The 26,299-nt window shown below is 29.1% G+C and carries 17 protein-coding genes; 2 read left to right on the plus strand and 15 right to left on the minus strand.

The window, feature by feature from the left end:
• Positions 1–24 precede the first annotated feature (24 nt).
• The 3 genes from QJQ40_RS03140 to QJQ40_RS03150 all read right to left on the minus strand — a co-directional run bounded on the left by QJQ40_RS03140 (position 25) and on the right by QJQ40_RS03150 (position 3,585).
• Positions 25–1,152 (minus strand): DnaJ C-terminal domain-containing protein, encoded by a 1,128-nt coding sequence (locus QJQ40_RS03140; RefSeq protein WP_258824790.1) that lies wholly within the window; start codon positions 1,150–1,152, stop codon positions 25–27.
• A gap of 154 nt (positions 1,153–1,306) precedes the next feature.
• On the minus strand, positions 1,307–3,103 hold the full coding sequence (gene dnaK / locus QJQ40_RS03145) for a molecular chaperone DnaK (protein WP_044284084.1): 1,797 nt from the start codon (positions 3,101–3,103) through the stop codon (positions 1,307–1,309).
• Positions 3,104–3,273: 170 nt separating this feature from the next.
• Positions 3,274–3,585 (minus strand): hypothetical protein, encoded by a 312-nt coding sequence (locus tag QJQ40_RS03150; RefSeq protein WP_044285677.1) that lies wholly within the window; start codon positions 3,583–3,585, stop codon positions 3,274–3,276.
• Positions 3,586–3,695: 110 nt separating this feature from the next.
• Between QJQ40_RS03150 and QJQ40_RS03155 the strand changes: the two genes are divergently transcribed.
• Positions 3,696–5,276 (plus strand): GIY-YIG nuclease family protein, encoded by a 1,581-nt coding sequence (locus QJQ40_RS03155; RefSeq protein WP_282861174.1) that lies wholly within the window; start codon positions 3,696–3,698, stop codon positions 5,274–5,276.
• A 647-nt stretch (positions 5,277–5,923) separates the two neighbouring features.
• Positions 5,924–6,058, plus strand: coding sequence for a hypothetical protein (locus QJQ40_RS03160; RefSeq protein WP_282861175.1), 135 nt, complete (start codon positions 5,924–5,926; stop codon positions 6,056–6,058).
• A 407-nt stretch (positions 6,059–6,465) separates the two neighbouring features.
• Here the strand turns inward: QJQ40_RS03160 and QJQ40_RS03165 are convergent, their stop codons facing one another.
• The 12 genes from QJQ40_RS03165 to recU form a co-directional block, all read right to left on the minus strand.
• Entirely contained in the window at positions 6,466–9,321 is a 2,856-nt protein-coding gene (locus QJQ40_RS03165) for an SGNH/GDSL hydrolase family protein (protein WP_282861177.1), read from the minus strand.
• 109 nt (positions 9,322–9,430) lie between these two features.
• On the minus strand, positions 9,431–14,182 hold the full coding sequence (locus tag QJQ40_RS03170) for a DUF4011 domain-containing protein (protein WP_282861179.1): 4,752 nt from the start codon (positions 14,180–14,182) through the stop codon (positions 9,431–9,433).
• Between the two features lie 59 nt (positions 14,183–14,241).
• On the minus strand, positions 14,242–15,486 hold the full coding sequence (gene tyrS, locus QJQ40_RS03175; protein ID WP_282861181.1) for a tyrosine--tRNA ligase: 1,245 nt from the start codon (positions 15,484–15,486) through the stop codon (positions 14,242–14,244).
• 23 nt (positions 15,487–15,509) lie between these two features.
• Positions 15,510–16,337, minus strand: a complete 828-nt coding sequence (locus QJQ40_RS03180) for a deoxyribonuclease IV (protein ID WP_282861182.1) — start codon at positions 16,335–16,337, stop codon at positions 15,510–15,512.
• Positions 16,331–17,104 carry a Nif3-like dinuclear metal center hexameric protein gene (locus tag QJQ40_RS03185; RefSeq protein WP_282861183.1) on the minus strand — a complete coding sequence of 258 codons (774 nt, stop codon included), beginning with the start codon at positions 17,102–17,104 and terminating at the stop codon, positions 16,331–16,333. Before QJQ40_RS03185 ends, QJQ40_RS03180 begins: the two co-directional genes overlap by 7 nt.
• A 6-nt stretch (positions 17,105–17,110) precedes the next feature.
• Positions 17,111–18,484: an RNA polymerase sigma factor gene (locus QJQ40_RS03190; RefSeq protein ID WP_420323770.1), complete on the minus strand. Its 1,374-nt coding sequence runs from the start codon at positions 18,482–18,484 to the stop codon at positions 17,111–17,113.
• Between the two features lie 610 nt (positions 18,485–19,094).
• Positions 19,095–20,942, minus strand: a complete 1,848-nt coding sequence (gene dnaG / locus QJQ40_RS03195; RefSeq protein ID WP_282861185.1) for a DNA primase — start codon at positions 20,940–20,942, stop codon at positions 19,095–19,097.
• Entirely contained in the window at positions 20,935–22,302 is a 1,368-nt protein-coding gene (locus tag QJQ40_RS03200) for a glycine--tRNA ligase (protein ID WP_282861186.1), read from the minus strand. Before QJQ40_RS03200 ends, dnaG begins: the two co-directional genes overlap by 8 nt.
• A gap of 24 nt (positions 22,303–22,326) precedes the next feature.
• Positions 22,327–23,649 carry a signal recognition particle protein gene (gene ffh, locus QJQ40_RS03205; RefSeq protein WP_282861187.1) on the minus strand — a complete coding sequence of 441 codons (1,323 nt, stop codon included), beginning with the start codon at positions 23,647–23,649 and terminating at the stop codon, positions 22,327–22,329.
• A gap of 80 nt (positions 23,650–23,729) precedes the next feature.
• On the minus strand, positions 23,730–24,632 hold the full coding sequence (tsf, locus tag QJQ40_RS03210) for a translation elongation factor Ts (RefSeq protein WP_282861188.1): 903 nt from the start codon (positions 24,630–24,632) through the stop codon (positions 23,730–23,732).
• 21 nt (positions 24,633–24,653) lie between these two features.
• Positions 24,654–25,574: a 30S ribosomal protein S2 gene (gene rpsB, locus QJQ40_RS03215; RefSeq protein WP_044286053.1), complete on the minus strand. Its 921-nt coding sequence runs from the start codon at positions 25,572–25,574 to the stop codon at positions 24,654–24,656.
• A 207-nt stretch (positions 25,575–25,781) separates the two neighbouring features.
• The gene (gene recU / locus QJQ40_RS03220; protein WP_069099132.1) at positions 25,782–26,267 is read right to left on the minus strand and encodes a Holliday junction resolvase RecU; all 486 of its coding nucleotides are present in this window, start codon (positions 26,265–26,267) and stop codon (positions 25,782–25,784) included.
• Positions 26,268–26,299 lie beyond the last annotated feature (32 nt).

A 26,299-nucleotide genomic window follows, 5' to 3' on the forward strand; every position in this document is an offset into this window, starting at 1 on the left:
TGAAATTATAAATTGTTTTTTAAATTATTGAAACTCTTTTAGCCATTTTGCTTTGACTTTGTCTTTTATTTGGCTAAAAACTTGGTTGAGTTCGTTTTTTTGTCTGCTGTTAAATTCAGGAACATAAAAAACTAATTTTACCCGTAAATCACCGATTATTCTTTGATTTTGCGGATCAGGCGCGCCCGCGCGGGCAATAATTACCGTTTGACCTGACTTATAATGACTATAAAGTTGCAGACTTTTCATTCCAGTTGGACTAGGAACTTCAACTTTATTTTCATTAATAATATCAACTATCGAAACTGGCATCTCTACATGAATATCATTTCCTGATCTTGAAAAGTATTTGTGCGGGCGAACATTAATTTCAATATTTAGATCGCCAGAAGGTCCACCTTTGTGACCAGGACCACCAAATCCTGCAACCCGAATGAACATTCCGTCTCTAATTCCGGCTGGAATTGAAATTTCAATTTCTTCTTTGGTTTCAATTATTGTTTTTCCACGGCACTTTTTGCAACTTTTTGTAACAGTTTTTCCACTTCCTGAACACACCGAGCAAGTTGTTTGATTTTGCATACGACCAAATCCAGGAATGTTAATAATTTCATTTTGAACTCCTTGGCCATGACAGTTGGAGCAAGTTTTTATGTCTGAGTCAGAATTTGCACCTGTACCTTTACACTGATCGCACTGGGAATATTTAGTAAGTTTTTGGCTGACTTTTGTTCCTAAAATTGACTCAATAAAGCTAATATAAATTCGAGCAGTTAAATTTTCACCTTTTAAAGGTCCGCTATATTTTTGGCTTCGTCGCGATCCGCCAAAGCCAAAGCCAGAAGTAAAACTTGAAAAAATATCAGCAAAATCAAAACCGCCAAATCCAGAAAAACCACCGCCACCTTGTTGATCAAATGCTGAATGGCCATAACGGTCGTACTGACTTCTTTTTGAATCATCAGAAAGAATTTCGTATGCTTCTTGAATTTCTTTGAATTTTTCTTCGGCCTGTTTTTGTTCTTCAGCAGATTTTTTTGTGTTTTTATCAGGGTGGTAAATATTAACTAAGTTTCGATAGGCTTTTTTAATATCGGATAATGTTGCGTTTTTGTCAATTCCTAAAGTTTTATAGTAATCTTGTTTTGCCATAAAATTGACATTTCCTTTTTTAAATTTAAAAACTTTTTTATTATTTTGGGAAAAATAATAAAAATTTAAGACTTTTTAAAGTAAAAGTCTTAAATATTAATATAAAAAAGACACACCGCCAAAAAGCAAGTGTGTTTTTTATAAATTTTAGGTTTTAATTTTGTTTGATTTCAGCATCAATTGTATTTGAATCTGAATCAGTTTCACTTGCACTGTTAGCTTGTTGAGCACTTGCTTGGGCAAAAGCTTGGGCTGCTTGCTCAATTTGGTCTAATTTTGTTTTTAGTTCGTCAATTTTTTCTTCTTTTAAAAGATCTTTGAGTTCTTGAATTTGTTTTTCAAGAAGTTCTTTTTGTTTAGGGTCAATTTTTTCACCTTGATCAGTTATTGATTTTTCAAGTTGATTAATAAGACCTTCGGCACGAACTGTTGTTTCAATTTTATCTTTTTTGATTGCATCAGCTTCACGATTTTCTTCGGCTTCTTGAATCATTCTGTTAATTTCTTCTTCAGATAAAGTTGAAGTATTTTTAATTGTAATTGTCTGTTCTTTTCCAGTTTTTTTATCTTTTGCTGAAACAGTTGTAATACCGTTAACGTCAATTGAAAAACTAACTTCAATTTGTGGAAGACCACGAGGAGCAGGCTCGATTCCTGAAAGATTAAAGCGTCCTAACATTTTGTTATCAGCAGCAAGTTGTCTTTCACCTTGAACTACAGAAATTGTAACTTCGGTTTGATTGTCCTCAGCTGTTGAGAAAATCTGTGATTTTGTTACCGGAATTGTTGTATTTCTTGGAATTAATGGGGTTGAAACTCCACCTAAGGTTTCAATTCCTAAAGTTAAAGGAGTAACGTCCAATAATAAAACATCACTAATTTCTCCAGCAAGAACTCCACCTTGGATTGCAGCTCCAATTGCCACAACTTCATCAGGATTTATTGAACGATTTGGCTTTTTATTTAAAGTGTGTTCAATCATTGTCTGAACAGCTGGCATACGTGTTGATCCACCAACAAGAAGAACCTCATCAAGCTCACTTGCCTCAATTTTAGCTTGTTTTAAGGCATCAACGATTGGTTTTCTTGTGCGGTCAATTAGGTGAGCTGTCATTTTCTCAAAGTCTGATCTTTTTAGTTCAAGTTCAACGTTGATTGGCCCATTTTTTCCGAGACCTAAAAATGGTAAGGAAATTGTTGAAACACTTTGATTTGATAGGTTAATTTTGGTTTTTTCAGCTTCTTCTTTTAGACGAGTAAGTGCCATTTTGTCGCTTTTTGCATCAAAATCGTACTCTTCTTTAATTCTTTTAACCATTCAGTCAACAATTTGATTATCTCAGTCATCACCACCTAAATGGTTATCACCACTTGTTGATAAAACTTCAAAAGTTCCGTTAGATAATTCAAGAACTGAAACGTCAAAAGTTCCACCACCTAAGTCATAAACAAGCACTTTCATTTCTTTTTCAGTTTTGTCAAGACCAAATGCAAGTGCGGCAGCTGTTGGTTCGTTAATTATTCTTTCAACTTCTAATCCTGCGATTTTTCCGGCATTTTTTGTTGCTTCACGTTGAGCATTATCAAAATAAGCAGGAACTGTGATAACAGCTTTTGAAACTTTGTGACCAATCTTTTTTTCAGCATATTCTTTTAAATAAGCAAGAATTTTTGCTGAAATTTCTTCAGGCTTGTAGTCTCTTTGGTTAGCACGAACAGTTTTATCGCTACCCATTAATCTTTTAACAGATGCGATTGCTTCAGGGTTGGTTTCTAGTTGACGTTTTGCCGCATCACCAACAATTTCCTCACCATTTTTAAAGGCAACAACAGAGGGAGTTGTTCTTTTTCCGTTAGGATTTTCAAGAACAACAGGTTTTTGATTTTCAATAATTGCAACAACTGAGTTTGTTGTTCCTAAGTCAATACCTAAAATTATTTCTTTTGCCATATTATGTTTTCCTTTCATTTAAAAAAATAAAAAATATTTGTCTTTTTTTGTCTGACAACAAATAGTATAACATATTTTTTGGCACTCACAAGCAAAAAGTGCTAATTTTTTTTTAAAGAAATAAAAAAGGCAATAAATTCAAGGGTTTTTTTGAACCTAAATTAAAAATTTTAAAGTTCTTTTAGTTGACTTTCGATGTTTTTTTCAACTTTTTTCATCGCTTTTATTTTATAAATTCCGATAAAAAAAGAAACTAAAAAAACTATTGCAATTACAGCTGACAATAATGCTATTGCAAGTCAAGTTGCCTCAACAAATTCGGTTCGAAATCCTTCTTCGCCATTGACTTGAAGTATATAATAAGTCAACAAGCCGATAAAAACAAGTAAAAAAGTGAAAAAAAGTGCTAAAAAAATTTTGCTAACTTTTTTAATTTGTTTTATTTTAGGTTCTGCCGTTCTTTTATAGGATTCAAAATCCATATTCTTCCTCCAAGTAATCCAATAGTTTAAATAATAATTATATCAAATTTTTACTAAATCATAACAGTATTTCAAAAAATTAATTATAATTTTATTATTAAAGGACACTTATGGAAAATTTTGACCAACTAATTAAGAGTACAAATCTGCCGAAAAAAACAGGTGTTTATCGTTTTTATGATGAAAATAGTTCACTTTTATATGTTGGCAAAGCAAAAAATTTGCACTCAAGAGTCAATCAATATGCAAAAGGGTCAACAAATTCTTATAAAACTTTTTTGCTAATACAAAAAATTAGGAAAATTGAATATGACATTGTTGCCAACGAAAAAGAAGCACTAATCCTTGAAAAAGAATATATTAGCAAATATCAGCCAATTTATAATATTAAATTAAAAGATGACTCTGGATATCCTTATATAAAATTGGAATTAATTAAACAATTAAAAATTTCACTTGTTTACAAAGTTCCTAGAAGAAAAAATGATCCAAATGTCTTTTTTTACGGACCTTTTCCAAGTAAAAAATACGCTTTTGCCTTAAAAAAATTTCTTGAAAGCGAAACCTTATATGAAAAAGGTGAAAAAGCCTCTAGTCAAAATGTGGAATTTTTTCGACAAAAGTTCCTTTTTTGCAAAAATTTGCTGCAAAAAAGGAACGAAATCGCACTTCTTGAGGAAAAATTAGAAGCTGCTAAACAAAATTTTCATTTTGAATTGGCCCAAGAATATTTTGATGCTATTAGTGGTCTTAAAAATGCAAGAAGTCAAGAGCAAAACATTGACCTAAATAACGCAGAAAATCTTGATTTTCTTTGGTTTTCTAGTCTTGATTCTGACTCTTTAGTTGTCAGTTTTGCCTTTTACCGAAACGGTATTTTTTTGTCAAACAAGCATTTTCATCTTGAAATTGTTCTAAATACTTATGAGACTTTAGTTAATTTTTTAAATTCGTACTATAAAAATCATATTTCTCCTGACAAATTGATAGTTGATTTTAGCTTTGATAAATATTTTGATTTTTTTGACAGCAAAATTAAGCTAAAAATTGCAAAAAGTAAACAATATAGGCAAATCTTGGACAATTTAAAGGAAAATCACTTTGATTTTATCGCTAGTCAAGTTAAAAATCAAAATAAAGTCCAAAATTTTGAAATTTTGGAATTAATTAAGCAAAACCTAAAAATAAAAAGTGCCAACAAAATAATGGCAATAGACAATTCTTTTTTAACATTTGTGCAAAATGTTGAAAAAACCCCACAAAAAACAGGAAAACAATTCCCAACAACAGGAATTATTTTCTACATCGATGGATCATATGAGCCTAGTTATAGTCGTTTTTTTAATTTTTCTGGGTCTAAAAAGGGCGACACGAACTATATGAGGCAAGGGTTTGAAAAATACTTTAAAATTAAAAACTCCCTTAAACCCGATGTAATTTTGGTTGACGGCGCAAGTAATCAAGTCAATGTGATTGCAAGTGTTTTAGAAAACATCGGAATTCAGGCACCTATTTTTGGACTTGTTAAAAATAAAAAGCACAAAACTAGCCATGTAATTGACCAAAAAGGCAATATTGTAAAAATTGATCAAAAAGTATTTAATTTTTTTCAAAATGTACAAGAAAAAGTTGATATGTTTGTAAAATCAAAAATGAAAAAAAATACACTAAAAAGTCTCTTGCATGAATAAAATAATTTAAAATTTTTTGGAATTAAAAAAATTTTAAATTTATGACTTTTTGCTTTTAAGTTTGTCCTGAGTTCCCAGTTTGATGCCAAAAATTCACTTTTTAGTGAATACAACTATGCAAAAATACCGGTAAATCGGTGTTTTTTGACGCTAAAACCTTAATTTTTATTCTTTCAAAATTAAGCTTTTGCAAAAAAAAAAAAAAAATGCTTGGTCAAAAATAAAGTTATGTTATAATTAAACTCACTTAAGAATGAATTTCTGAGTTTCCCAGTTTGACGAGATAATTTTAAAAAAGGGTCGGGTTTTAGGGGATTTTTTAATTTTTCTGGCAAAAGTTAATTACAATTTTTTACTGATTTACTAAAATATCAAAGTAAAAATCACACTCCTGAGTTTCCCAGTTTGATGGAAAATTCACTTTTTAGTGAATATAAAATATACAAAAATACCCGTAAATCCGGGTTTTTTGGTGCTAAAATCCTTATTTTTCCCGAGTTTCCCAGTTTTAAGGCAAAAATTCACTTTTTAGTGAATCTAAACATGAAAAAACACCCATAAATCAGTGTTTTTTGAACGTAAAACCTTAATTTATATTAATGTCATTTAATTGCATTTTAAGTAATTTTATGGTATAATTATAAATTATGAAAAAACAAAATAAAGATGGTTTTATTGAAGTAAACAAATTGTTTGGCAAAAAACCTAAATATTTTAAGGAAATTTCAAACATGAAATTTGAAACAAGTTATTTGGAAACAATCAATACTTTGATATCTTAATAAATTACTAATAAAATTGTAATTAACTTTTACCAAAAAACTTAAAAAATTGCCTAAAACCGGATGCTTTTTTGAAATTACCTTATCAAACTGGGAAACTCAGGAAAAAAAAATGCTTGGTCAAAAATAAAGTTATGTTATAATTAAACTCACTTAAGAATGAATTAATAAATTTTGATATTGAATTAAGGGGGGAATTAGATATGTTTTTTGGCATGAAAAAAATGAAATAATGCGAATTTTCCATTATGTTTTTAAATATGATGGAATGCCTTAAATTTAACCGTTTAGAAATCTTCAAATTTATGGCTTTTAATTATTGTTCTTTCAAAACTTCATATATTTTTTTAGGTTCAATGTAAAAACGAGTTTTCTTTTTACATTGAGTTTAAATAGTAGTTGTTTTTTTATGACTTTTTGCTTTTGAGTTTATCTAATAAGTGATTAAAATCTAAATTATTTTCTAATTTTTTGTCTGTTTGTTCGGTAAAACCGTTGTTTTTTGTTAGCTCAATTTTGGTATTATATTCAATAGTTAATTCAGAAATAACCTCAAAAACAGAGTCAATTAACTTTTTAAAATAATTTGACTGGTCAGTTTGGTCCAATTTCTCAATAAATTCGTGTGGCAAAATTTTAGCAAAAAAAGACTTAAGTGCATCTAAAACTTTGGTATTGTTAAGGTTTTTGTCAATAAACTTATACAAAATTGGTTTTAATTTTTGGGAATTATTAGACAATAAATTAAAAATTATGGCATATAAATCGGGACTATTTTGATATTTATAGTTATTAACCAGGAAAACATCATCCATAATTGCACTAATTAAATCATTTAATTCTTTAAAATTATCTTGTGCCAGGAAATCTGAAAAAGACTCAAAAATTAAATTTAAAGACTGATAATTTTCAGAATTTTTGTCAAGAATAAAACTTAAATTAATTTTTGAAATAAATGGTAAAAATTTACCAAGCAGAGACTTAACAGAATCTAGTTGTTTAGCCGAAGGTGAAAAAGAGATAATATCTTGGAAAAGATTATAAATATTTCCCTTATCTTTGATAAAATCACTAACTTTATTGGTTAAATTAGAAATAATATTAGAAAAGAAGGAAAAATCGGACTGATTATTGCTTACACCACTTTTTATTCCAAAAATAACTTCGTTAGATAACAAGTCAATTAAATTTTTGAAAGTTTTAGCATTAACTAATATGTCGCTAACGCTTGTGATCAAAGTTATAAGCGAATTTATGTCTTCTTTTTCAATATTAAAGCCAAATTGAGTTGATAAAGTCTCAAAAATAGCACTTAAAAAATTAGGTCTTTTAAGGGCTTCTATTACAAAATGTTTAATAAAAGTTACTGATTTATTGTAATTATTTGAATTTTGTAAAAATAAATACAAAACTTGACTAAAAGATTTAGCTGATACATAATCTTGGTTATTGTTTATTAATTCTGTAAAAATAAAGGTGACAAATTTTTGAACTGAATTAAATTGAAATACTTCTTTTATTATTTGCTGAATATTTTCTTGAGTTGAAATTGAGCTAACTAATAATTTAGAAATTGCCGGTTGGTTAAATAGTAAATTATAAAATAAATTAACTGTTTTAGTGTGGTGACTCTGAACATATTGACTAGACAAAATTTCCTTTAAAAGTCCAAGAATATTTTCCTGTGAAAGTGATTTTTCCTTCAAAAAACTCAATAAATCAGGGGATGTTTTTGTTTGGTCCGATGCGGATAAGTCAGAACTTTCTTGGTCTAAAGTCGAATCAGATTCGTTTTGTTCAACATTTTGGATAGCTGAATTTGCAATAAATTCCTGAGCATACTGTGTTAAATTTGTGAAAAAATCACTTTTTAAAATTACTTCAACAACATTATTGAATGCCTCAAAATTTGGTTGAGATCTATTGGAAAAAGTGTTAATTAAATCTTTAAATACATTGACAATATCGCTCTGTTCTGAATCAAAAAAGCCAACAAATTGAGTCAAAGCACTGGCATAATTTGTTGATTCTGGCTGCTGAAATGAAATTGTATGCAGATCTTTAATACTTTTTTCTTCAAAACTAGAATTTTCATTAATAAAATTTTCAAGCGAACCATTGACAGTGATTTTTTCTAAAATTTCCTTATTGGAACCAAAATCTAATTGCTGAGACTCTAAATTATTAGACGAAAAATTAGTTAGTAAAATTTCATCGTTTTCATCGCGTTTTTTAGATTTATTAAGACTTTTTGGGGATAAAGCTAATGAAATAATTAAATTTTGCGCTATTTGTTTGTTAGCCTTTATTTGAGGTCTGAAATCTAAATCTGTATCAAAAAATGGGTCTGATTTTCCGTCTCAAGATTTTTCAAAAAATGGATTTATGAAATTAACGCCCATTTGTTGTGAGACTTCTTTTATTTCATCGTTTAGACGACTTATTGAAAGTAAATTAGGTTCAAATTCTAGCAAATAATTTTTAAGCAAATCATTTAAAAATTTATCAATTTTTGCATGTTCATTATAATATCCGATTAAATTTATGTAAGTTTCAGGGTTAATATTTTTAATTAAAGTTATTAACCTTTTCAAATTATGCTTAATTTTTGTAAATGCATAATTAATATTTGTTGTTATTGTCTCGTATGAATTTTGGGATCTATTACCTGAAAGAACAGTGTCAAAAAAAGTGCTATTAAATGTATTAAGAAAGTCTTTAGAACCAATTGAAATTGTAATTAAATTAGCGTTTCGGATTTCATTTCTTAAGTTTGAAAAATCACCGCTAAAATTTTCAAATACTGAACGAATCGTGTCGGCAAAATTTGAAGAATTGTAAGTTTGAGCCCTTAAATTAACAAGATTTTCATCACTTATAATATTATTTTTTGGATCAAGAAGATAAATTCAATCTAGAATTGAGGAATTATTTAGGGCTAAATTTTTAAAAGATTTTACAGAATTAGGTTGGATACTTTGGGCAAAGTTGGCAAAAAAAGCAGGAAAAGAGATCCCGCTTATAGAACCGTTAGTCATTTTTCCGCGCCCGTCAAGATTGCTTTCTCAATCAAAACCTGAGCTAAGCGAATCGCCTAATGCTAAATATTTTAATTCTTTTAACAACCCAGTTTCTGATTTTTTCAACAAATTTGGTGATAAATTAGTATTTTTTGCACTAAAAACAACTGCGCTTGAAATAATTCCAGCGTATAAGAGAAATGGTGTGGATGTTTGAAAGAGAATTTTTAAAGCTTTTTTCATTAGACCAAACCTCAATATTTAAAGATAAATTATACCACATGAGCACTAAAAACGTATGTTTTTCACTTAATAATGCAATTTTAATGATTTTTTGAAAAAAGGGGAAAAATTAAGGATTTACTAAGGAAAAAGTTTCTCCTTTGTTTTCAAAAATTATTTTATCATCTAGTAATTTTTGAAAACATTGATCTAAATAGTCGCGAGTCTTTTTCTTTAGGAAAGAAAAATCCGTTACTTCGAGAATTAATGAATATATATCCTCTTTTGAAATTGATTTAGTTTTTTGAATTATTGTTATAATCAAATCCTTAATTTCAAAATAATGTATTTCTCTTATTGGTCTTTTTGGTTCAAGGAAAAAATTATATTTTGTTACATTTTTTAAAAAATAATGGGACGGACTTTCAAAAATAACGTTGTTTTCTATAAAATTATGTGCAATTTTCACACTTTTTGCTTTTATAGAGTTGGTAATTTTTGAATTTCCGCTTAATCAAAGGACAATTTTTTGGTGTTCTAGCTTACTGAGAATTTTAACTCTTTTAAAAATTTCCTCAAAAAAAGAATATTCGGTTTTAGTTTGATTTCATAAGTCAGTCAAATTTTCATCCGTAAATAAAAATCTTTTTTCAAAAAAGGACCTAAAATCAATTGGTTGTCTTTTTTTAACAATAGCTAATGGGGCGCTAAGTTTTTCAGCTGTTTTTGGCGATAAATCAGAAGGATTTTCTTCAACACCCAGCGGTTTTTCTTCTTGAGATTTAAGTTTTTTTATTATTTCTTTTATTTTTTTAAGTTGACTACCCCTATTTTGGAATCAATCTAGCGATCAAATTCTAAGGATATTTCAACCTCGAGACATTAGAACATTTTTTCACAAAATTTCGCGATCACGGGCATTTTTATGTTTTAAAAAACCAGACCCATCACATTGAATTCCGAGTAAATAACTATTTTCATTTTGCGGATTTAAAACTGCTAAATCGATTTTGTAATCTGAATATCCCACGTTTTTGACAACTTTTAGGCCCATATTTGTTAATTCTTTGTAGACAGAATCCTCAAAACTTACTTGTGATTCTGAAGTATTATCAGGTTTATTTTCTACAAACAAATTATGTTTAGCGATTTCTAGATATTTTTTAAGAAAACTTGCCCCACGTGTACGGACTTTTTCTAAATCAATTTGCTCAGGATCAAGTGATGTAACCATTATTGTTGAATATTTTGCACGTGTAAAGGCAACATTTAGACGTCTGTAACCATTTTTTTGGTTAATGGCTCCAAAATGAAGTGAAACTCTGTTTTGCTCATTAGGACCAAAATTTAATGAAAAAATGATTATATCGCGCTCGTCACCTTGAACTGATTCAATATTTTTGACAAAAATTTCGGTAGATGATTCATCGCTAAAAAACTGGGAAAAATAAGGCTTATTTGCTTTAAATTTTTCTAATTTTGATTGAATGAGATTTCGCTGTACTGAATTAGTTGTAACAATTCCTATCGAAAATTTGTTTTGATATTTTGTAAGAATTTGGTCTAGTATTTCAATAACAGTATCTGCTTCTTTTTCATTTCTTCGCTCTTTATAAAGTGCATTTTCAACTTTTACAAGCTTAATACCTTGCAAATCCTGAGGTTTTTGACTTGTTGGAAAAGTAACTAAATCGTTATTATAAATTTCAATGTTAGAAGGTTGAATTAATTCTTCAAACTTTGAGCGATAGTGTCATGTTAGCCTGTAAGATTTTAAAAATGTTTGACTGACATCAAGAATTGAGAGATAATCTGAAACATTAAAGTCAGTAAAATCAGATTCTTCATCCTCGCTTTCAGGAATTGTGTCAAAAAAATTTGTTGGGGGCATTTGTTCTTTGTCACCAGCAATTATATATTGCTTTGCGCGCACAATTGCTCCAATTGCACTTTCGGGTTTTACTTGTGATGCCTCATCAAAAATAACAAGATCAAATTCCATATCACTATTTTTAATGTAGGAACTTACTGAGAGTGGCGACATCATCAAACAAGGCTTTAATTTTCTTAATAAATTCGGAATTCTGACAAAAAGTTCGTGAAACGGCATTAAACGCCGAGATTTATTAGCTTCTTGTCTTAAAATTCTAATTTCTGGAGTATATTCAGAAACTGAGTCAATTTGGGGAATTTTTTCAAGAAGAATGGCATCAACTCTTTTTGCCGACAGTAAATCTAATTTTTCTTGGGCAAGCTCAAATTTATCTTGATTTGAACTTAGTGTTTGTCAATCATAATTATGAAATTCGGTGCTAATTATTTGATCTATTAAAATTTTGTAAAATTTTTTGGCAAAAGTTTTATAAAAATCAATTTCTAAGTTTTGGTCAATTGCTTTATTTATGAAGTCATCAATTCCAAAATCTGATAAAAGGGAAATATTGGCATTAATTTGGGCAATTTCATGAATTTTGTCTATCTTATATAGTTTTGTTTGAAGATTGCTTTCGAATCTTTTCTTTTCTAAAAAGTTAAAATTAACCTCTTTTGAATCAAATTCAAGCGAAAATTCTCGCCAAATATCAACAAATTGACTAACAGGTTCAAATAATTTTTTATTCAAAAGCTCTCTTGTATATTTTGAATCAAGGAAAAAATCAACAAATTGCTTGTCTTGAACTTTTACTTTTGTTGTATCATTCAAGATTTTTAACTTTTTATAAAACTTTAATTGATAAAAATTTGCCTGGATTTGGGCGGGATTTGTTTCACCAGGTTTGAATAAAAGGGTTGAAAGCCATTTTCCAAGCGAGATTTTTTTGTTTTTTAAGGTAATAATTTCTGATGAGTTTTCAAGAAAAGTTGTGTCAGAAAAATCTTTCTTAAAATACGGAGTTAATTTTTGTTTGATTTTTTTGTATCTAAAGTCTAAAAATTTAAGTTTTTTATTGAGATGATCTTCAATAATTTGACAACACTCTTTGACAGGAACATCTAAAGGAATTTGCTTAAAATGAACGTAAAGTTTTTTTTCTAAGTCAGAAATATCTGATTGAATTTGCAAAATTTGCGAATATTTTTGAATTTCTTGGGACAAATTTTGCAACTTTTCGAGCTCAGCCAAATCAATTTTTTCTAGGTTATTTAAAATTTTTAAAAAATCAAACAAGTAAAGAATATTATTTAAATGTTGATCTGGATGCATCAAGAAAAAATTAAACTCTTTGATGTTATTGAAAATAGTATGACTTAAATTTGTCAAACTTAAAATTCAAGTTCTAAATTTGTCTTTTTTGAATTCATCAATAGTTTTTTGACTAAAACCATATCAAGGGTGTTTTTTTAAATTAAAGTTGATAGTTTTTATTTTCTGAAATAAATCACTAAGTCCTCATTCAATTTTTTGAAGGGCAAAATAGTCAATTTTTTTTAGTTTTTCTTCTGAAATTGAAAATTCAAAATTTGGAATATCAATCAAATTTTGATATTCAGCAATTAAGTCATAAACACTTTTTTGTAACGGAGGACGAACTTGAGTCAGTTTTTCACCGTAATTATTCAGTTTTTGACGCAATTCAATATAATTATTTTCAATTAAAGCAGACTCTGAAGCATTCAATAATATTGAATTAGCCCCTTTTTCGAGCGTGGTTAAAAGATTGTCAACTACATCTTTTTTGTTAATATTTTCGTTGTGAATAGCTATAACTGAATCAGAAAGTCCGATTTTTTTAAGGTTTGAATAAACAACATTAAGTGCGGCTAGTTTTTCTGAAACAAATAAAACTGTTTTATTTCTTGCTAAAAATTCATTAATTATATTAGTGATGGTTTGGGACTTTCCGGTTCCAGGAGGACCATCAAGAATGAAATTTTCACCACGAATTGCAGCCTGAATTGCTTTTTCCTGAGATGAATCGGCTGGCAAAATATGAAAATAATCTGATGGGGCAAGATCATTATTAGAACTAGAACCGACGACAGTATCTTGATTATTTTCACCGATAGGGGCGACAGAATTATTTGGTTTGGGGGTAGAATTTCCAATTATTTCATTATAAAAAGGATTATTAATTATTTTTTCTTCATTTTCAACTAAGTCAGTGTAAATTTCAATTTTACTATAATCAAAAAGGCTCAATTGAATTGAGCGAATTATTTCTCAATTTGAATTAGTGTTATTTTTGTGAAATAATTTTTCAAAATTTAGAAAATTTTCCCTAATTGAGAGTGTTGTATCAATTTTAAACTTAGATAACTGGCTATCTAAGTTTAAAATTTGTAATTTTTTAAGAAGAGTTAAATTTATACTTAATGATGAATTATCAAGAAATTCGAGTCAATATTTCTCTTTTCCTTGCTCTAACATTCGGCTAAGTTGGGCAGGAAATAAAAAAATAGGACTATAATAAGGGGTTTTTTCATCATCTTTTTCAAATCATTTCAAAAATCCAATACCAAGATAAAGAATATTTATCGCTTTTTCTTCTTTAAAATTTTTGGATTTTGAGTACAAATTTTTAATAATTAAATTCTCTTGCTCAACGGGAAAGTCTGATATTATCAAATTTGAGATGTTTTTAGTGTTTATTAATTCATTTTGAATTTCTTCTAGTGTTAGTGGTGTAAAATTTTTAGGCTTTGATTTTGAAGTTGACTGCTTTTTAGCATTTTTTTCGGGGTAGCGAAAAAATATTTTTGCTTTAGTTTCTACAACATTATCAAGAAAATCATTAAAATTAGGCAATAAAATTCCAAGTTTTATTGGCCTTGTTTTTGTTGGGATGTTTAAATTAAAATTGATTAATCGATTTCTTTTGGAAACATCAAGCAATTTATTTTGTCATTTTTTTAGATCTTCACGAACATTATCAACTTCCATATTTCCCTTATTAAATCAAGTTTTATTATAATATTATAAAATATTTTTTGTAATTTTATTTAAATTAGCTCGAAAATAAAGAATTGTTTCTTGCCTTTTTTAATTAAAAAGAGGTTGTTTTGATCAGCTAAACTAGTATTAATTCCAGAAGAAGATTCAATTTTTATACCGTTAATTTCGAGAGCTTTATGTGAAATAAATTCATTTAATTCACGTTTTGAGCTAAAAATGCCTAATTCAATTAGACTGTTTTGGCCAAAAAAATTTGCACTAAAATAGGGCAAAATTTTTTTTAGTTCCAACTTATCATTAAAAGTTATTTCAAAATAATTTATTTTATTAAATAGAATTTGGGTTATTTTTTCTGCAATTTCAAGTCCTTTTTGGCCGTGAATGTTAAAAACAACCTCTTTTGCCAATTCTTTTTGCAAAATTCGGTCTTTTTTATTTTGATTGTGCAAAGAAATTAACTGTCTAATTGAATCTAGATCTAAAAATGACAGTCAGAGCATGATTTTTTCAGCCTGTGAATCACTTTGATTCAACAAAAATTGATATAAATTAAAAGGTGAATACATATTTTTATCAAGCCAAATCGGTTTTCCAAGACTTTTGCCAAATTTTTCATTATTTTCATCAGTAAGTAAATTTGTTGTAAAAACAAAGGTCTTGTCCTTATTTTTTAGGTTTGATTTTTTAATAAAATCAAGGCCAGTGACCATATTGCCTCATTGATCAGATCCCCCTGATTGGGCAATTATGTCGTGATTTTGGGATAAAAATTTAAAATCTCACCCTTGAATTAGTTGATAAGAAAATTCTGTAAATGAGAGTCCAGATTCAATCCGCGAAGAAACAGAATCTTTAGCTAACAAATAAGCAATATTAATATTTTTACCAATATCACGCAAAAAGGTTAAAATATTCATATCTTTGTAAATTTCAAAATTATCAAAAACAGGTAAATTAAACGATTTTAATTGATTTTTTATTTTTTCAGTATTATTTTTGACACTTTCAAAGTCAAGTAATTTTCGTTCATTAGGTCTAAAAGACGGATCTCCAATCATTCCAGTTGCCCCACCGACAACCGCAAGAACCTTAATTCCAAAATTTTGAAGACGTTGTAAAAGATTTATTGAAATGTAATTGCCCAAATGAAGCGAAGGTGCCGTTGGATCAAAGCCGATATAAATTCCATTTTCAGAAGAAAGATTTAAAAATCTATCAGGATTAGTGATATCTTTTAAAATTCCTCTTTGTTTTAGCTCATCAAGAAAATCAATTTTATTTTTGTCAGACATAGAAAAACTCTCCAAAATTAGTGCTATTTTTTCAATAAAAGGGCGATTTCTTGATCATAAATTGGCTTATTATCAACATAAGGCGTTTCTAAAATTATTGGAATATTATCAAAAAGTGGGTCATGAACAATTTTTTGAAGAGTTTCAAGACCAATAAAACCTTTGTCGATATTAGCGTGACGATCTTTTTTTGAACCCAGCGGATTTGCTGAATCATTTAGATGAATAACTTTTATGTGATTTATTATTTTAGTTTTTATTAATTCTTGTTGAAATTCAGCATAATTTTTAAGATCATAACCAGCATCTCAAACATGACAAGTATCAAGGCAAACCCCAATTCTTTCTGAATTTAGGTCTTGAATTATCTCGACTATTTCCTCAAAACTTGAGCACATTTCAGTACCTTTTCCGGCCATAGTTTCAAGTAAAATTTCAACATTTTTTGTTTTTTCAAGTATAACTTTAAGTGATTTTACAAGTTGATTTTTTGCTTCTAATCTTGTATAGGTTGTATAAAAACCTGGGTGCAAAACCAAGAATTTTGCCCCTATAAAGTTCATTTTTTCAATCTCTTTGACCAAAAAATCAATAGAAAAATTAGCTTTTAATGGATTGGCTAAATTTAAAATATAAGGAGCATGAACGACTATATCAGCAGGCGGAATTTGCTTAGAAAATTCAGCGACATACTGTTCAAATTTATAATTTTCAGGCTTGGTTCTCATTGTTGACTGAGGTGGACCTAAAAAAATCATTGCTGTATTTGCTTTATTTTTTAGAGAAATATCGATTGCACCAAAAAGGTAATCTGGTTTTTTGAAAGGTACATGTGATCCAATTTTTATCATTTGATTTTAACCTCGCTTAAAATTTCAGGTAATTTAAAACTGTAAATTTCGATGTTTTTAAATTTTTCTTGCAATAATTGGGCAATTTTATCAGTAAAAACTTGCTCAATAAGATGGGGAATTTCTAAAACTTTGATTTTATGATGATTGATCGTAAGTTGATCTGATCATTTGAGATCAGAAGTTATAACAAGATTGGCTTTTTGTTTTTTTGCCAAAAGACATGCTAAAATTCCGCCTGAACCTGGAAGAATTGCCACTTTTTTTGGCAAAAAATCTTGTGAAAAATTAGCTCGAAAAGTCGCTAAATTGCTATTTAGTGAAATTCTTTTTAAAATTTCTGAGACCTTTAAATTATTTTCAATTAAAATGTTAAAATCATCGATTTTTTTAGCACTGCTTGCATCTAGATCTCACTGGTTGGCGATTGAAAATGCTGTTTGGTTATCTGTTGAGTCAAAATTCGTGTGGAGCCCGAGGACACTAATTGAGTGTTTTTTTAGAAGGCTCGAAATTTTTTTCTTGTATGGCGAATTTTGAAATTCTTCCTTTTTTGTCGGATAAAAAAAGAAAGGATGATGTGAAACTATTAAATTATAATTATTTTTAATAGCAAAATCTAAAACACTTTGTGTAAGATCAATGCAAATAAGAACCTTAGAAATTTCAGAATCAAAAAAGAGATTTCAACCGCAATTATCTCAGACTTGACAGTTTTCTAAGGGAAATTTTTCAAGCAAAAAATCGCCAATTACTTTTGTTTTCATACTTTTTTAGTTAAAATCACGTAGTGACCATCTTTTTTGAGGGGTTCTTAATTTTTTAAGAATTTTACCCTCAATTTGACGAACTCGCTCCTTTGTAACGCGACGCATGGCCGCTAATTCTTCAAAACTATGAGCTTGATAAGGAACACCATTTTCATCAACCCCAACTCCATAACGGCGTTTGATAAAATCTTTTTCATCATAGTCAAGTGTTGACTCGATTATTTCAAGTAAAACTTTAGCTTTTTCTTCGCGCTCGGCGTATTCAGCTGGCGAAATTAAATTTTCATCTTTAATAAAATCAGAAAAAGAGCTATCTTCTTCTTTTCCAATTGCCTTATCTAGCGAAATCGGGTCAACATTTATTTTTTTAATATAACGAACTTTTTCGGCTGTAAATTCAGGTCCAAGACGCTGAGCAATTTCTTCGGCTGTTGGATTTAGCCCTTTTTCTTGCTGTAATTCTCGTTCAGCTTTGTTAATTTTATTAATAGTTTCGACCATATGAACCGGAATTCTAATTAGTCTTGCCTGATCAGCCACAGCTCTTGTGATTGCCTGACGAATTCATCAAGTTGCATAAGTTGAAAATTTAAATCCTTTAGTGTGGTCGTATTTTGAAACGGCCTTAATAATTCCTAAATTACCTTCAGAAATTAGGTCAATAAAATTTAGACCACGGTTTTTATAGCGTTTTGCACTGTTTACAACCAGTCGTAAATTACGTTTTATTAAGGTATCACGGGCTTTTTTACCGATTCGACCTTTAATTTGCATTTTACGAGCAAGTTCTTGTTCTTCTTCTTGACTTAATAATTTTCCATATTTTCCGATTCAACGCATGTATCATTTGATCATGTCATTTGTGTCTGTGAGTTTATTTCGGTAAACATCGTCACTGTAAACTTTAGGTTTGCGAAATTGGCTTGAATTTTCATCATTGATATAATCAAGATCATCAATGTCTTGGATTCTTAGTGATTCATCAACCGAGTGGCCAAATTCCATTTCGCTGCTATCATCTTGAGACAAGTCGTCAAAATCTTCTTGGTCATCCATTGTGTCTAGGCTCAAATCTTTGTCATCGTCTAGATTGTCAAGATTTTTCCTTGATTTATTTTTAGAATTTTTTTGACCAATTTGATCAGCAAAATCTGAACTTGAGACATCTTCAAGATCTTCTTTGTCCAATTCGTCGCTAATTATTTTTTTCTGCATTAAAATTTGAAAAAACTCGTCTAACTCGTCCTCTGAAACTGAAAGGTTTAAATTTTCGATATATTTATAAACATCTTCGTGACTTAAAAATACATTTTGAGCAGTTTTTTTCGAACTTTTTTTCGTTGCTTGCTTTTGTTTTTTTTCTAATTGTTCTTGTAACTTTTCAATAACAAACTGATAACGTGACTCGGGTGTGTTAGCTGATTCAGAAAGATTTTCAGAATTTTCTAGCTTTTGGTTATCTTCAAAAAGTTCTTTATTTTTGGAGGTTTTTTGCTCTTTTGCTGTTGTTTTTGCTTGTTTTGTCTTTTTTTTGGGTTTTTCTAATTTTTCTTGCTCAGACTCTAAAACCTCAATATTTGCGGTTTTAGATTTTGTGGTTGAAGAAACTTTAACTTTTGCTTTTAAAGTTTTATTGGTTGAGTTAATATTTTTTGATAATTGATTTAAAGTTTTGGTTCGAAATGCCTCGATACTTTTTAGAAAATCAGATTGATGCTTGGTTGTTTTAATAACATTAAAAAAATTCTCAATTTGTTCATATGAGTTTTTTCTTTTTTCATTAACAATAATTTTTTTTGAATTTTTAGTGTTCAAACTGTCAGAATCAACATTCAAATTTAAATTAGAATCTACTTGGACTTGCTCCTTTGTTTTTTTACGTGAAGTTTTTACCTTTTTTTCAACAGTTTTAGTTGCTGGCTTTGTAGATTTTTCAGAAAAACTATAAGCTTTTTGGGAATTTTTAGGTTCTTGTATTGCCAATTTATTACCAATTTTCATTATCGGCGCCCCCTTGAATTTCGTCGTTATACAAATCAATTACAAAATCATTTTTATTATTTTTTAAATGCTGATGTAAAATATCGTTATTTATTCTTCTTCTTCTTCTATTAATATTTTTAACATAGTATTTAACGTCATCTATTGTTTTTTCATGTACATTAAAATTTATAATGTCATGATCTGATATTTGTGAATATTCATCTAATAAATATTTTTTTAATAAAGCGCCTGCTTCATCAATTTTTTGTATAGTTTGCCTGCAAATTTCGGGATTTTTTCTATCGCTAAAATATAATTTGTCAACAAACCTATTATTAAGTGGATCTGAAAATTTAAAATTTAACCTTTTAAACTGATTAAATTTTTCCCGATCACCCTCAAGAAAATCCTTCAAAATAATTAAAAATAATTTTAACTCACCATATTGAAGTTGATACGCCTGGTTTTCATATTTATTCCTTTTATTTAGTTGTTTATCTTCATAAAGATCTCAATCTTTTTCAACTTCCCGATCAGATTTGGATGGATACTGAATTTGTTTTATTCAGCGAAAAGCACTTTTTTCAATACCTAAGTCCTCATTAATTTTTTTCAAAAAAACACCTAGTAATGGGCTATTTTGAGCATGCAAACTTTGTAAAAACGGCGCAAATTTGTTGACAAATTCGGTAATTTCATCGCTAGAATTTTCTTTGATTTGATTTTTGTAAAAACTGTAGGCAAAATCAAAGCAATTTTTACGGTCTGAAAGTTTTTCTAAAAAACTCTCTGCACCAAAATTATTTAAATATTCATCAGGATCTTTTCCGTCAAAACCTGATATAATGTAAGTTTTAATTTTGTTTTGCGAAAGTATGAGTGCCGATTTTAAGGTAGCCTCAAGACCAGCCCGATCACCATCAAGGGCAATGACAACTGTAAAATTATTCAGTAATTCACAGTGTTTTTTAGTCAAAGAAGTACCCATAAGCGCAATTACATTTTTAATATTGACCTTGTAAAATGCAATGACGTCAAAAAAACCTTCAGTAATAAAAATTTCTTTGGGATTATCAGCAATTGCATTTTTATAATTGTAGAAAATTTCAGATTTAGAAAACAGCTTACTTGATGGTGAATTTAAATATTTTGGTTCACATTTAGTATTAGGCAAGCAACGACCAGAAAATCCAACAACTTTTCCTTCTAAATTTTCAATAGGGAAAACAATTCGATTTTGAAAAAAATCAAAACCTTGTTGATTTAAAAGTGAATAATCCTTTAAAGTTTCCTCATCAAATAATTTTGAATCAACAAGTCGAGGCTTTAAAAATGAACTTGGAGCAAAGCCGATTTTAAATTTTTCAATAATTTCGCGACTTAGCCCTCGCGAATTTATAAAGTTGTAAATTTCCAATTCTTGTCGGTTTTTAGGGCTTTTTTTGGCTCTTGATATAATTGTAAGTAGCTCTAAAAGATAAAGTGAAACCGAATTTTCAAAAGCGCGCAATGCTTGAAGTTCAATTTCAGAATAAACTTTTTCAAGGGTCAAATTATTTGCTAATTCAAGGTTTAAATTGTATTCTTTGTTGAGATATTCAACAGCTTTGAAAAAATTTAAATTTTTTCAAAGCATTACAAAGCTAACAATATTTCCGCCTTTTTGACAAGAAAAACACTTGAAAATTTGCTTAGAAATTGAAACTGATAAGGATGGATTTGTGTCCTCGTGAAATGGACAAAGTCCAACAAATGTGTTTCTTCCATTGGGTGAAAGCTGGATTGCTTGTGAAATTAGTCCGTAAATATCGGTGTTTTTTAAAATATGAGCTAAAATTTGCTGCTTATTCATTTGAAGAATTTTCCTCTATAAATTGGATAATTTCGGTGATTTTTATTCTTTTTTGTTCACAAGTATCGCGAAATCTGATTGTTACACTTTGATTTTGAATTCCCTCTTCATCGACTGTAATGCAAAAAAAAGTTCCAATTGAGTCTTGATAATAATATCTTTTTCCAATTGTTCCTGTGTTTGAAAAAGTAGCGGCAATTCCATGACTCACAAGCATTTTTCATATTTCTTCTGCTTGAGGTGAAAATTTCTTTAAAAGCGGTAAAACCGCAACTTTATATGGGCTTAAAATAAAAGGAAATTTAAGAAAATAACGGTCTTTTTCGATGTCATGAACAAAATTTTGCTCTAAAATCGCTAACATAAGTCTATCTAAGCCAATTGATGGTTCGATTATGTATGGTAAAATTTTTTGACCGTTTGCTGAATCGACAAATTCAAGATTTTCGCCACTTTTAGCCATATGATTTTTAAGATCAAAATTTTCACGGTTGGAAATTCCAATTAGTTCACCTCAGCCAAAATTGAAAAAATATTCAAAATCAGTGGTTGCTTTTGCATAATGAGCTAATTTTTCTGGCTCATGATTGCTAATTCGGATTGAATCTGGTGAAAATCCTAATTTGGATAAAAAAAGTCGAACTTTTTCAATTTCAGAGTGAAAAATTTCATTTGCTTGTTCAGGTCTGACAAAAATTTCCTGTTCTAGTTGAGTAAATTCACGGGTCCTAAAAACGAAATTTCCAGGTGAAATTTCGTTTCGGAAGGATTTTCCGACTTGAGCAATTCGAAGAGGTAAGGTGTTTTTAGTAAATCTTAAAAGTGATTTAAAATTTATAAAAATTCCTTGAGCTGTTTCAGGTCGCAAATACAATGTTGTTTTTTCATTTTCAACAACACCTTGTTCGGTTTGGAATAAAAGATTGAAATTTTTAGGAATAGATCAGTCAGTTTTTGATCCATCGTAATTTTCAATTTTAGCCAAATATTGCTGAATTTCTTGTTGATTTAATTTTTCAAAAATTAAATTTGGAAAATTATTTTCAAACAAATGGTCAACACGATAACGTTTTTTATTAATTTTATTTTCAACTAACAAGTCGCTAAAATTTTCAAGATGACCTGAGGCCTGTCAAACTTTTGGGTTTAGCAAAATTTTTGTGTCAATAAAAAAGGCATTAAGATCTTTGTTTATGAAAAAATCAGCCCAAAAATTTTCAATATTTTTAGCTAAAAGAACACCAAGGTGGCCATAATCATAAGAATTTGCTAAACCTCCATAAATTTGTGAACTAGGAAAAATAAATCCTAAATTCTTTAGATAATTAATAAAAAATTGGTAGTTTTCAAATTTGGCCATAATTTATCCTTTTAATTTTCATTTTTATTTAAAAAATGAATCAAAATTAATATTTTTTGATGAAAATTCAGACATTTTTTTGGACATTGATTCAAACTCATTAATTAAACGGTTAAATTCAGCACCTGTTCGACCTGAACCGCGAATAATTCGATTCCTGCGAGATGGATTTTTTAAAAGTTTTGGTTTTTTGCGTTCTTCATGAGTCATTGATGAGATTAAAATTTTATAAAGTTTCATTTTTTGCTCAACTTCATCAATCTGACTTGCGTTAATTTTGCCTGATAATCCAGGAATCATTTTTATTATTTTCGAAAATTTTCCAATTTTTTGAATTTGAGCAAGACTATTTAGAAGGTCATCTAAATTAAATTGACCTGAAAACATACGATGAGACAATTTTTTAACAGCTTGTTTGTCAATATTTTCTTCAGCCTGTTCTAAAAGTGACATCACATCACCCATGCCTAAAATTCGGTCGGCAATTCTGTTGGGGTGAAATAGTTCTAAGGCAGAAATTTTTTCACCTGAACCGATAAATAAAATTGGAATTTTAAGCAAATGTGTAATTGAAAGGGCCGCCCCTGCACGCGCATTTGAGTCTAATTTTGTAATAATTGACCCAGTTAAATTAATTTCTTTATGAAAAGTTTCGGCAACATTTATTATATCTTGACCAGAAAGGGCATCAAGAACAAAAAGAATTTGATCAGGTTTTACAGCTTTTTTAATTTCAACTAACTCGCTCATCAGTTCAGAATTAATTGAAAGACGGCCGGCGGTATCAAAAATAACAAGGTCATAATTGTTATTTCTGCTATAAATTAGGGCATCTTTTGCAATTTCAACAGGATTTTTTTCGATATAAAAAACATCAATTGAAACTTGTTTACCTAATTGTTTCAATTGATCAATCGCTGCAGGACGGTAAGTATCACAAGCTACTAGTAAAATTTTTTTTGAAAAATTTTTTTGACGAGCATAAACTGCGAGTTTTGCCGTAGTTGTAGTTTTTCCTGAACCTTGAAGACCAACTAGCATTATTGTTGTTGGATTTTTAGCAAAATTAATAGGTTTTGCACTAACTCCAAGAACTGAAACTAAATTTTGGTGTAATATTTTCAAAAATTCTTGTTGGGGATTAAGTTTGGAAGTCAGCCCGTTAGTTAAAACCTGATTTTTAACCTGAGCAATAAAATTTTTAACAACTAATAAATTAACGTCAGCCTCAAGTAAAGCAAGACGAATTTCACGAATAATTTCTGCTAAATCTTGCTCATTAATGGTTACAGATTTCTGAATTTTTTTTAAAGATGACTGAATTCTATTGGTCAAAAAATCTAACATTTTAAAAATAGAAAATTTTTCCTAAAAAAACAGGAAAAATTTTATACCTTTCTTTATATTTTTTGATTTTAAATTAATAATTATTTAGCTTCTTTTATTTGTGAATTAACTTCTGTATAAAAATCCACAGCTTGTTTTTCGATGCCTTCACCAACTTCAAAGCGAACAGCTTGGACTAATTTAGCAGAATTTTGTTCTAAATATTTACCAACAGAAATGGCGCTATCCGTTGCTAAAGGTTGAAATTCAAGAACGAATTCTGACAATTCTTTTTCAATCTTACCACGTTTAATTTTTTGCTTGATGTCTTCAGGTTTCTTTTCAAAATTCTTATCTAAGGCAAGTGAATCTTCAACTTTTTGAGTGATTTCTGCAAGTCTTTCTTGAGGCAAATCGGACTCAAAATTAAATTCTGGTTTTAGAGCTGAAACATGCATAGAAATATCTTTTGCAACAGTGCAATTTCCACCATCTATAACAACAACAGAAGCAATTTGTCCGTTAGAATGTGTATAAAGTCCAACTTTTTGTCCTTCTAAAATTTTGGTTTTTAGCACCCGACGCAAAGTTATTTTTTCACCCATAGTTGCTGTAGATTCGATTAACATTTCTGCAATTGTACGGGAATCAGGATTTTTAATAGTCAAGGCAGTTTCTAAATTATCAAAGTCATTTTCTAGAAGTAATTTGGCAATTTCACCTTGAAGTTTTACAAAGTTTTGATTTTTAGCAACAAAGTCTGTTTCTGAATTAAGTTCAAAAATTAGGGCATGTTTTTCACATTTAGTTGCTAAAACTAAACCTTCAGCGGCAATACGGTCAGCTTTTTTTAGTGCTTTTGACTTACCATTTTCGTGAAGTCATTTAATAGCACCATTTATTTCATAGTCAGAGTTTTCAAGAGCTGTTTTGCAATCAACAAAAGGAGCATCCGTAATTTCTCTTAATTCTTTAATTTTTGCTAATTTATCTATTTTTAACATTTTTTACTCCTTTTTTATTAATTATGCAATTTTAGATTCGCTAGACTGGCTAGGATTTTGTACTTTTTTATCGCCTGGTTTGCTTTTTGATTTATCAAACTTTTCAAATTTATCGAATGAATTACGGCGAAATCTTAGCTGTTTTTGCTCTTTTTCAGGATCTTCTGGCAAAATAATTTGCTCATCAGGCTGATATGCAAAAAGTTTTTTACCACCTTTTGCTGATGAAATTGCATCAGCTAAAATAGTAAAAATTAATGTGATTGATTTAGTTGAATCATCATTAGCCGGAATTCCAAAGTCAACCAAAGATGGATCAACATTTGAATCTGTTATTCCGATAATTTTAATCCCTTTTTTACGGGCTTCCTTAACTGCGATTATATCTTTTAAAGGATCGGCAACTAACATTATTAATGAAAAAAGTGGAACGTCTTTTAACCCTTTAATTCCGTTAAGATTTTTTTGTAATTTAGCTAATTGTTTTTGTTTTGAAAGTATTTCTTTTTTTGTATAACCTTCAAAATTTTCTGCTGTTTGTTGTTCAAGTTCTTCCATTGCTTTAAGTCTTGACAAAATTGTACGACTGTTTGTTAAAGTTCCGCCTAATCAACGTCCAGAAACGTATATTGAATTTGTACGGATTGCTTGTTCTTCAATGGCTTTTTTTGCTTGTTTTTTTGTACCTACAAAAATAAATTTAGCACCTTTTTGGGCAAATTTTTCAACTAATTTATAAGCAATTTCTAACATTTTTTGAGTTTTTAAAACGTCAATAATGTGAGTTTCATTACGCTTTCTTTTTAGTAAAAATTGTGCCATTTTAGGGTGTCACTGTGATGATTTATGACCAAAATAGACACCGGCTTCTAATAGTTTTTGCTTTGAAACGATAGGAATTTCCGCTGAGTTTTCAGTAGAAATTTCACCAATGTTCAACATTTGGCTATCTTTTTGTTCGATATTTTGGTTTTGTTTAGCTGTTGTTGCCTTATCCATGAATATTTCCTTTTGTTTGTTGTTTCTACTTAAAATTTCTAACAGATAGAACTTAAAAAAGCACATCTATCTGAATCCATTTTAATGATATTTTGAGCTAATATAAATTAAAAATTAAATTATACCATAAAATTAAAAATAAACAATAATTTAAATCATTTGATCAATATATGCAATAAAATCTATGATTCCAGGGTATGTAAGTGCAATTTCTATGCCTTCTTTTTCTAAAAAATGGGCAGAAATTGACTTTTTTGAAAAATCGATTTTGTCCACACTTAAAATGTAAAATTTTTCAAGCTGTTTAAAAAAAATGATGAAAAATGCACAACCAAAATGTTTTCTAATTTTATGTAGATAATTGATTTGATGCTCTGGAATTTGCTTTAAATTTAAGACGTTTTCGTTGGTACTTTTGGCTTCAAAGGCAACAAAAATTCCTTTATAAATTCCATAATAATCAACGGTTGACTTTTTTAATACAAAAGCATCATTTAAGGTCAAATCTTTTTGAACTGCTTTAAAACCGATATCTAGATTTTTCTTGTGAAAAATCGCAATGTCATTTTGGTAATAAAATTCAATTGTGTTATTAATAATTTTTTCAAGAAACATTCCGCGGTTTTTATGATTCATATTTTTAATTAAATTTTTAAGCCTTTTTTGAC

This window comes from Mesomycoplasma ovipneumoniae (assembly GCF_030012565.1).
Lineage (GTDB): Bacteria > Bacillota_I > Bacilli_A > Mycoplasmatales > Metamycoplasmataceae > Mesomycoplasma > Mesomycoplasma ovipneumoniae_D.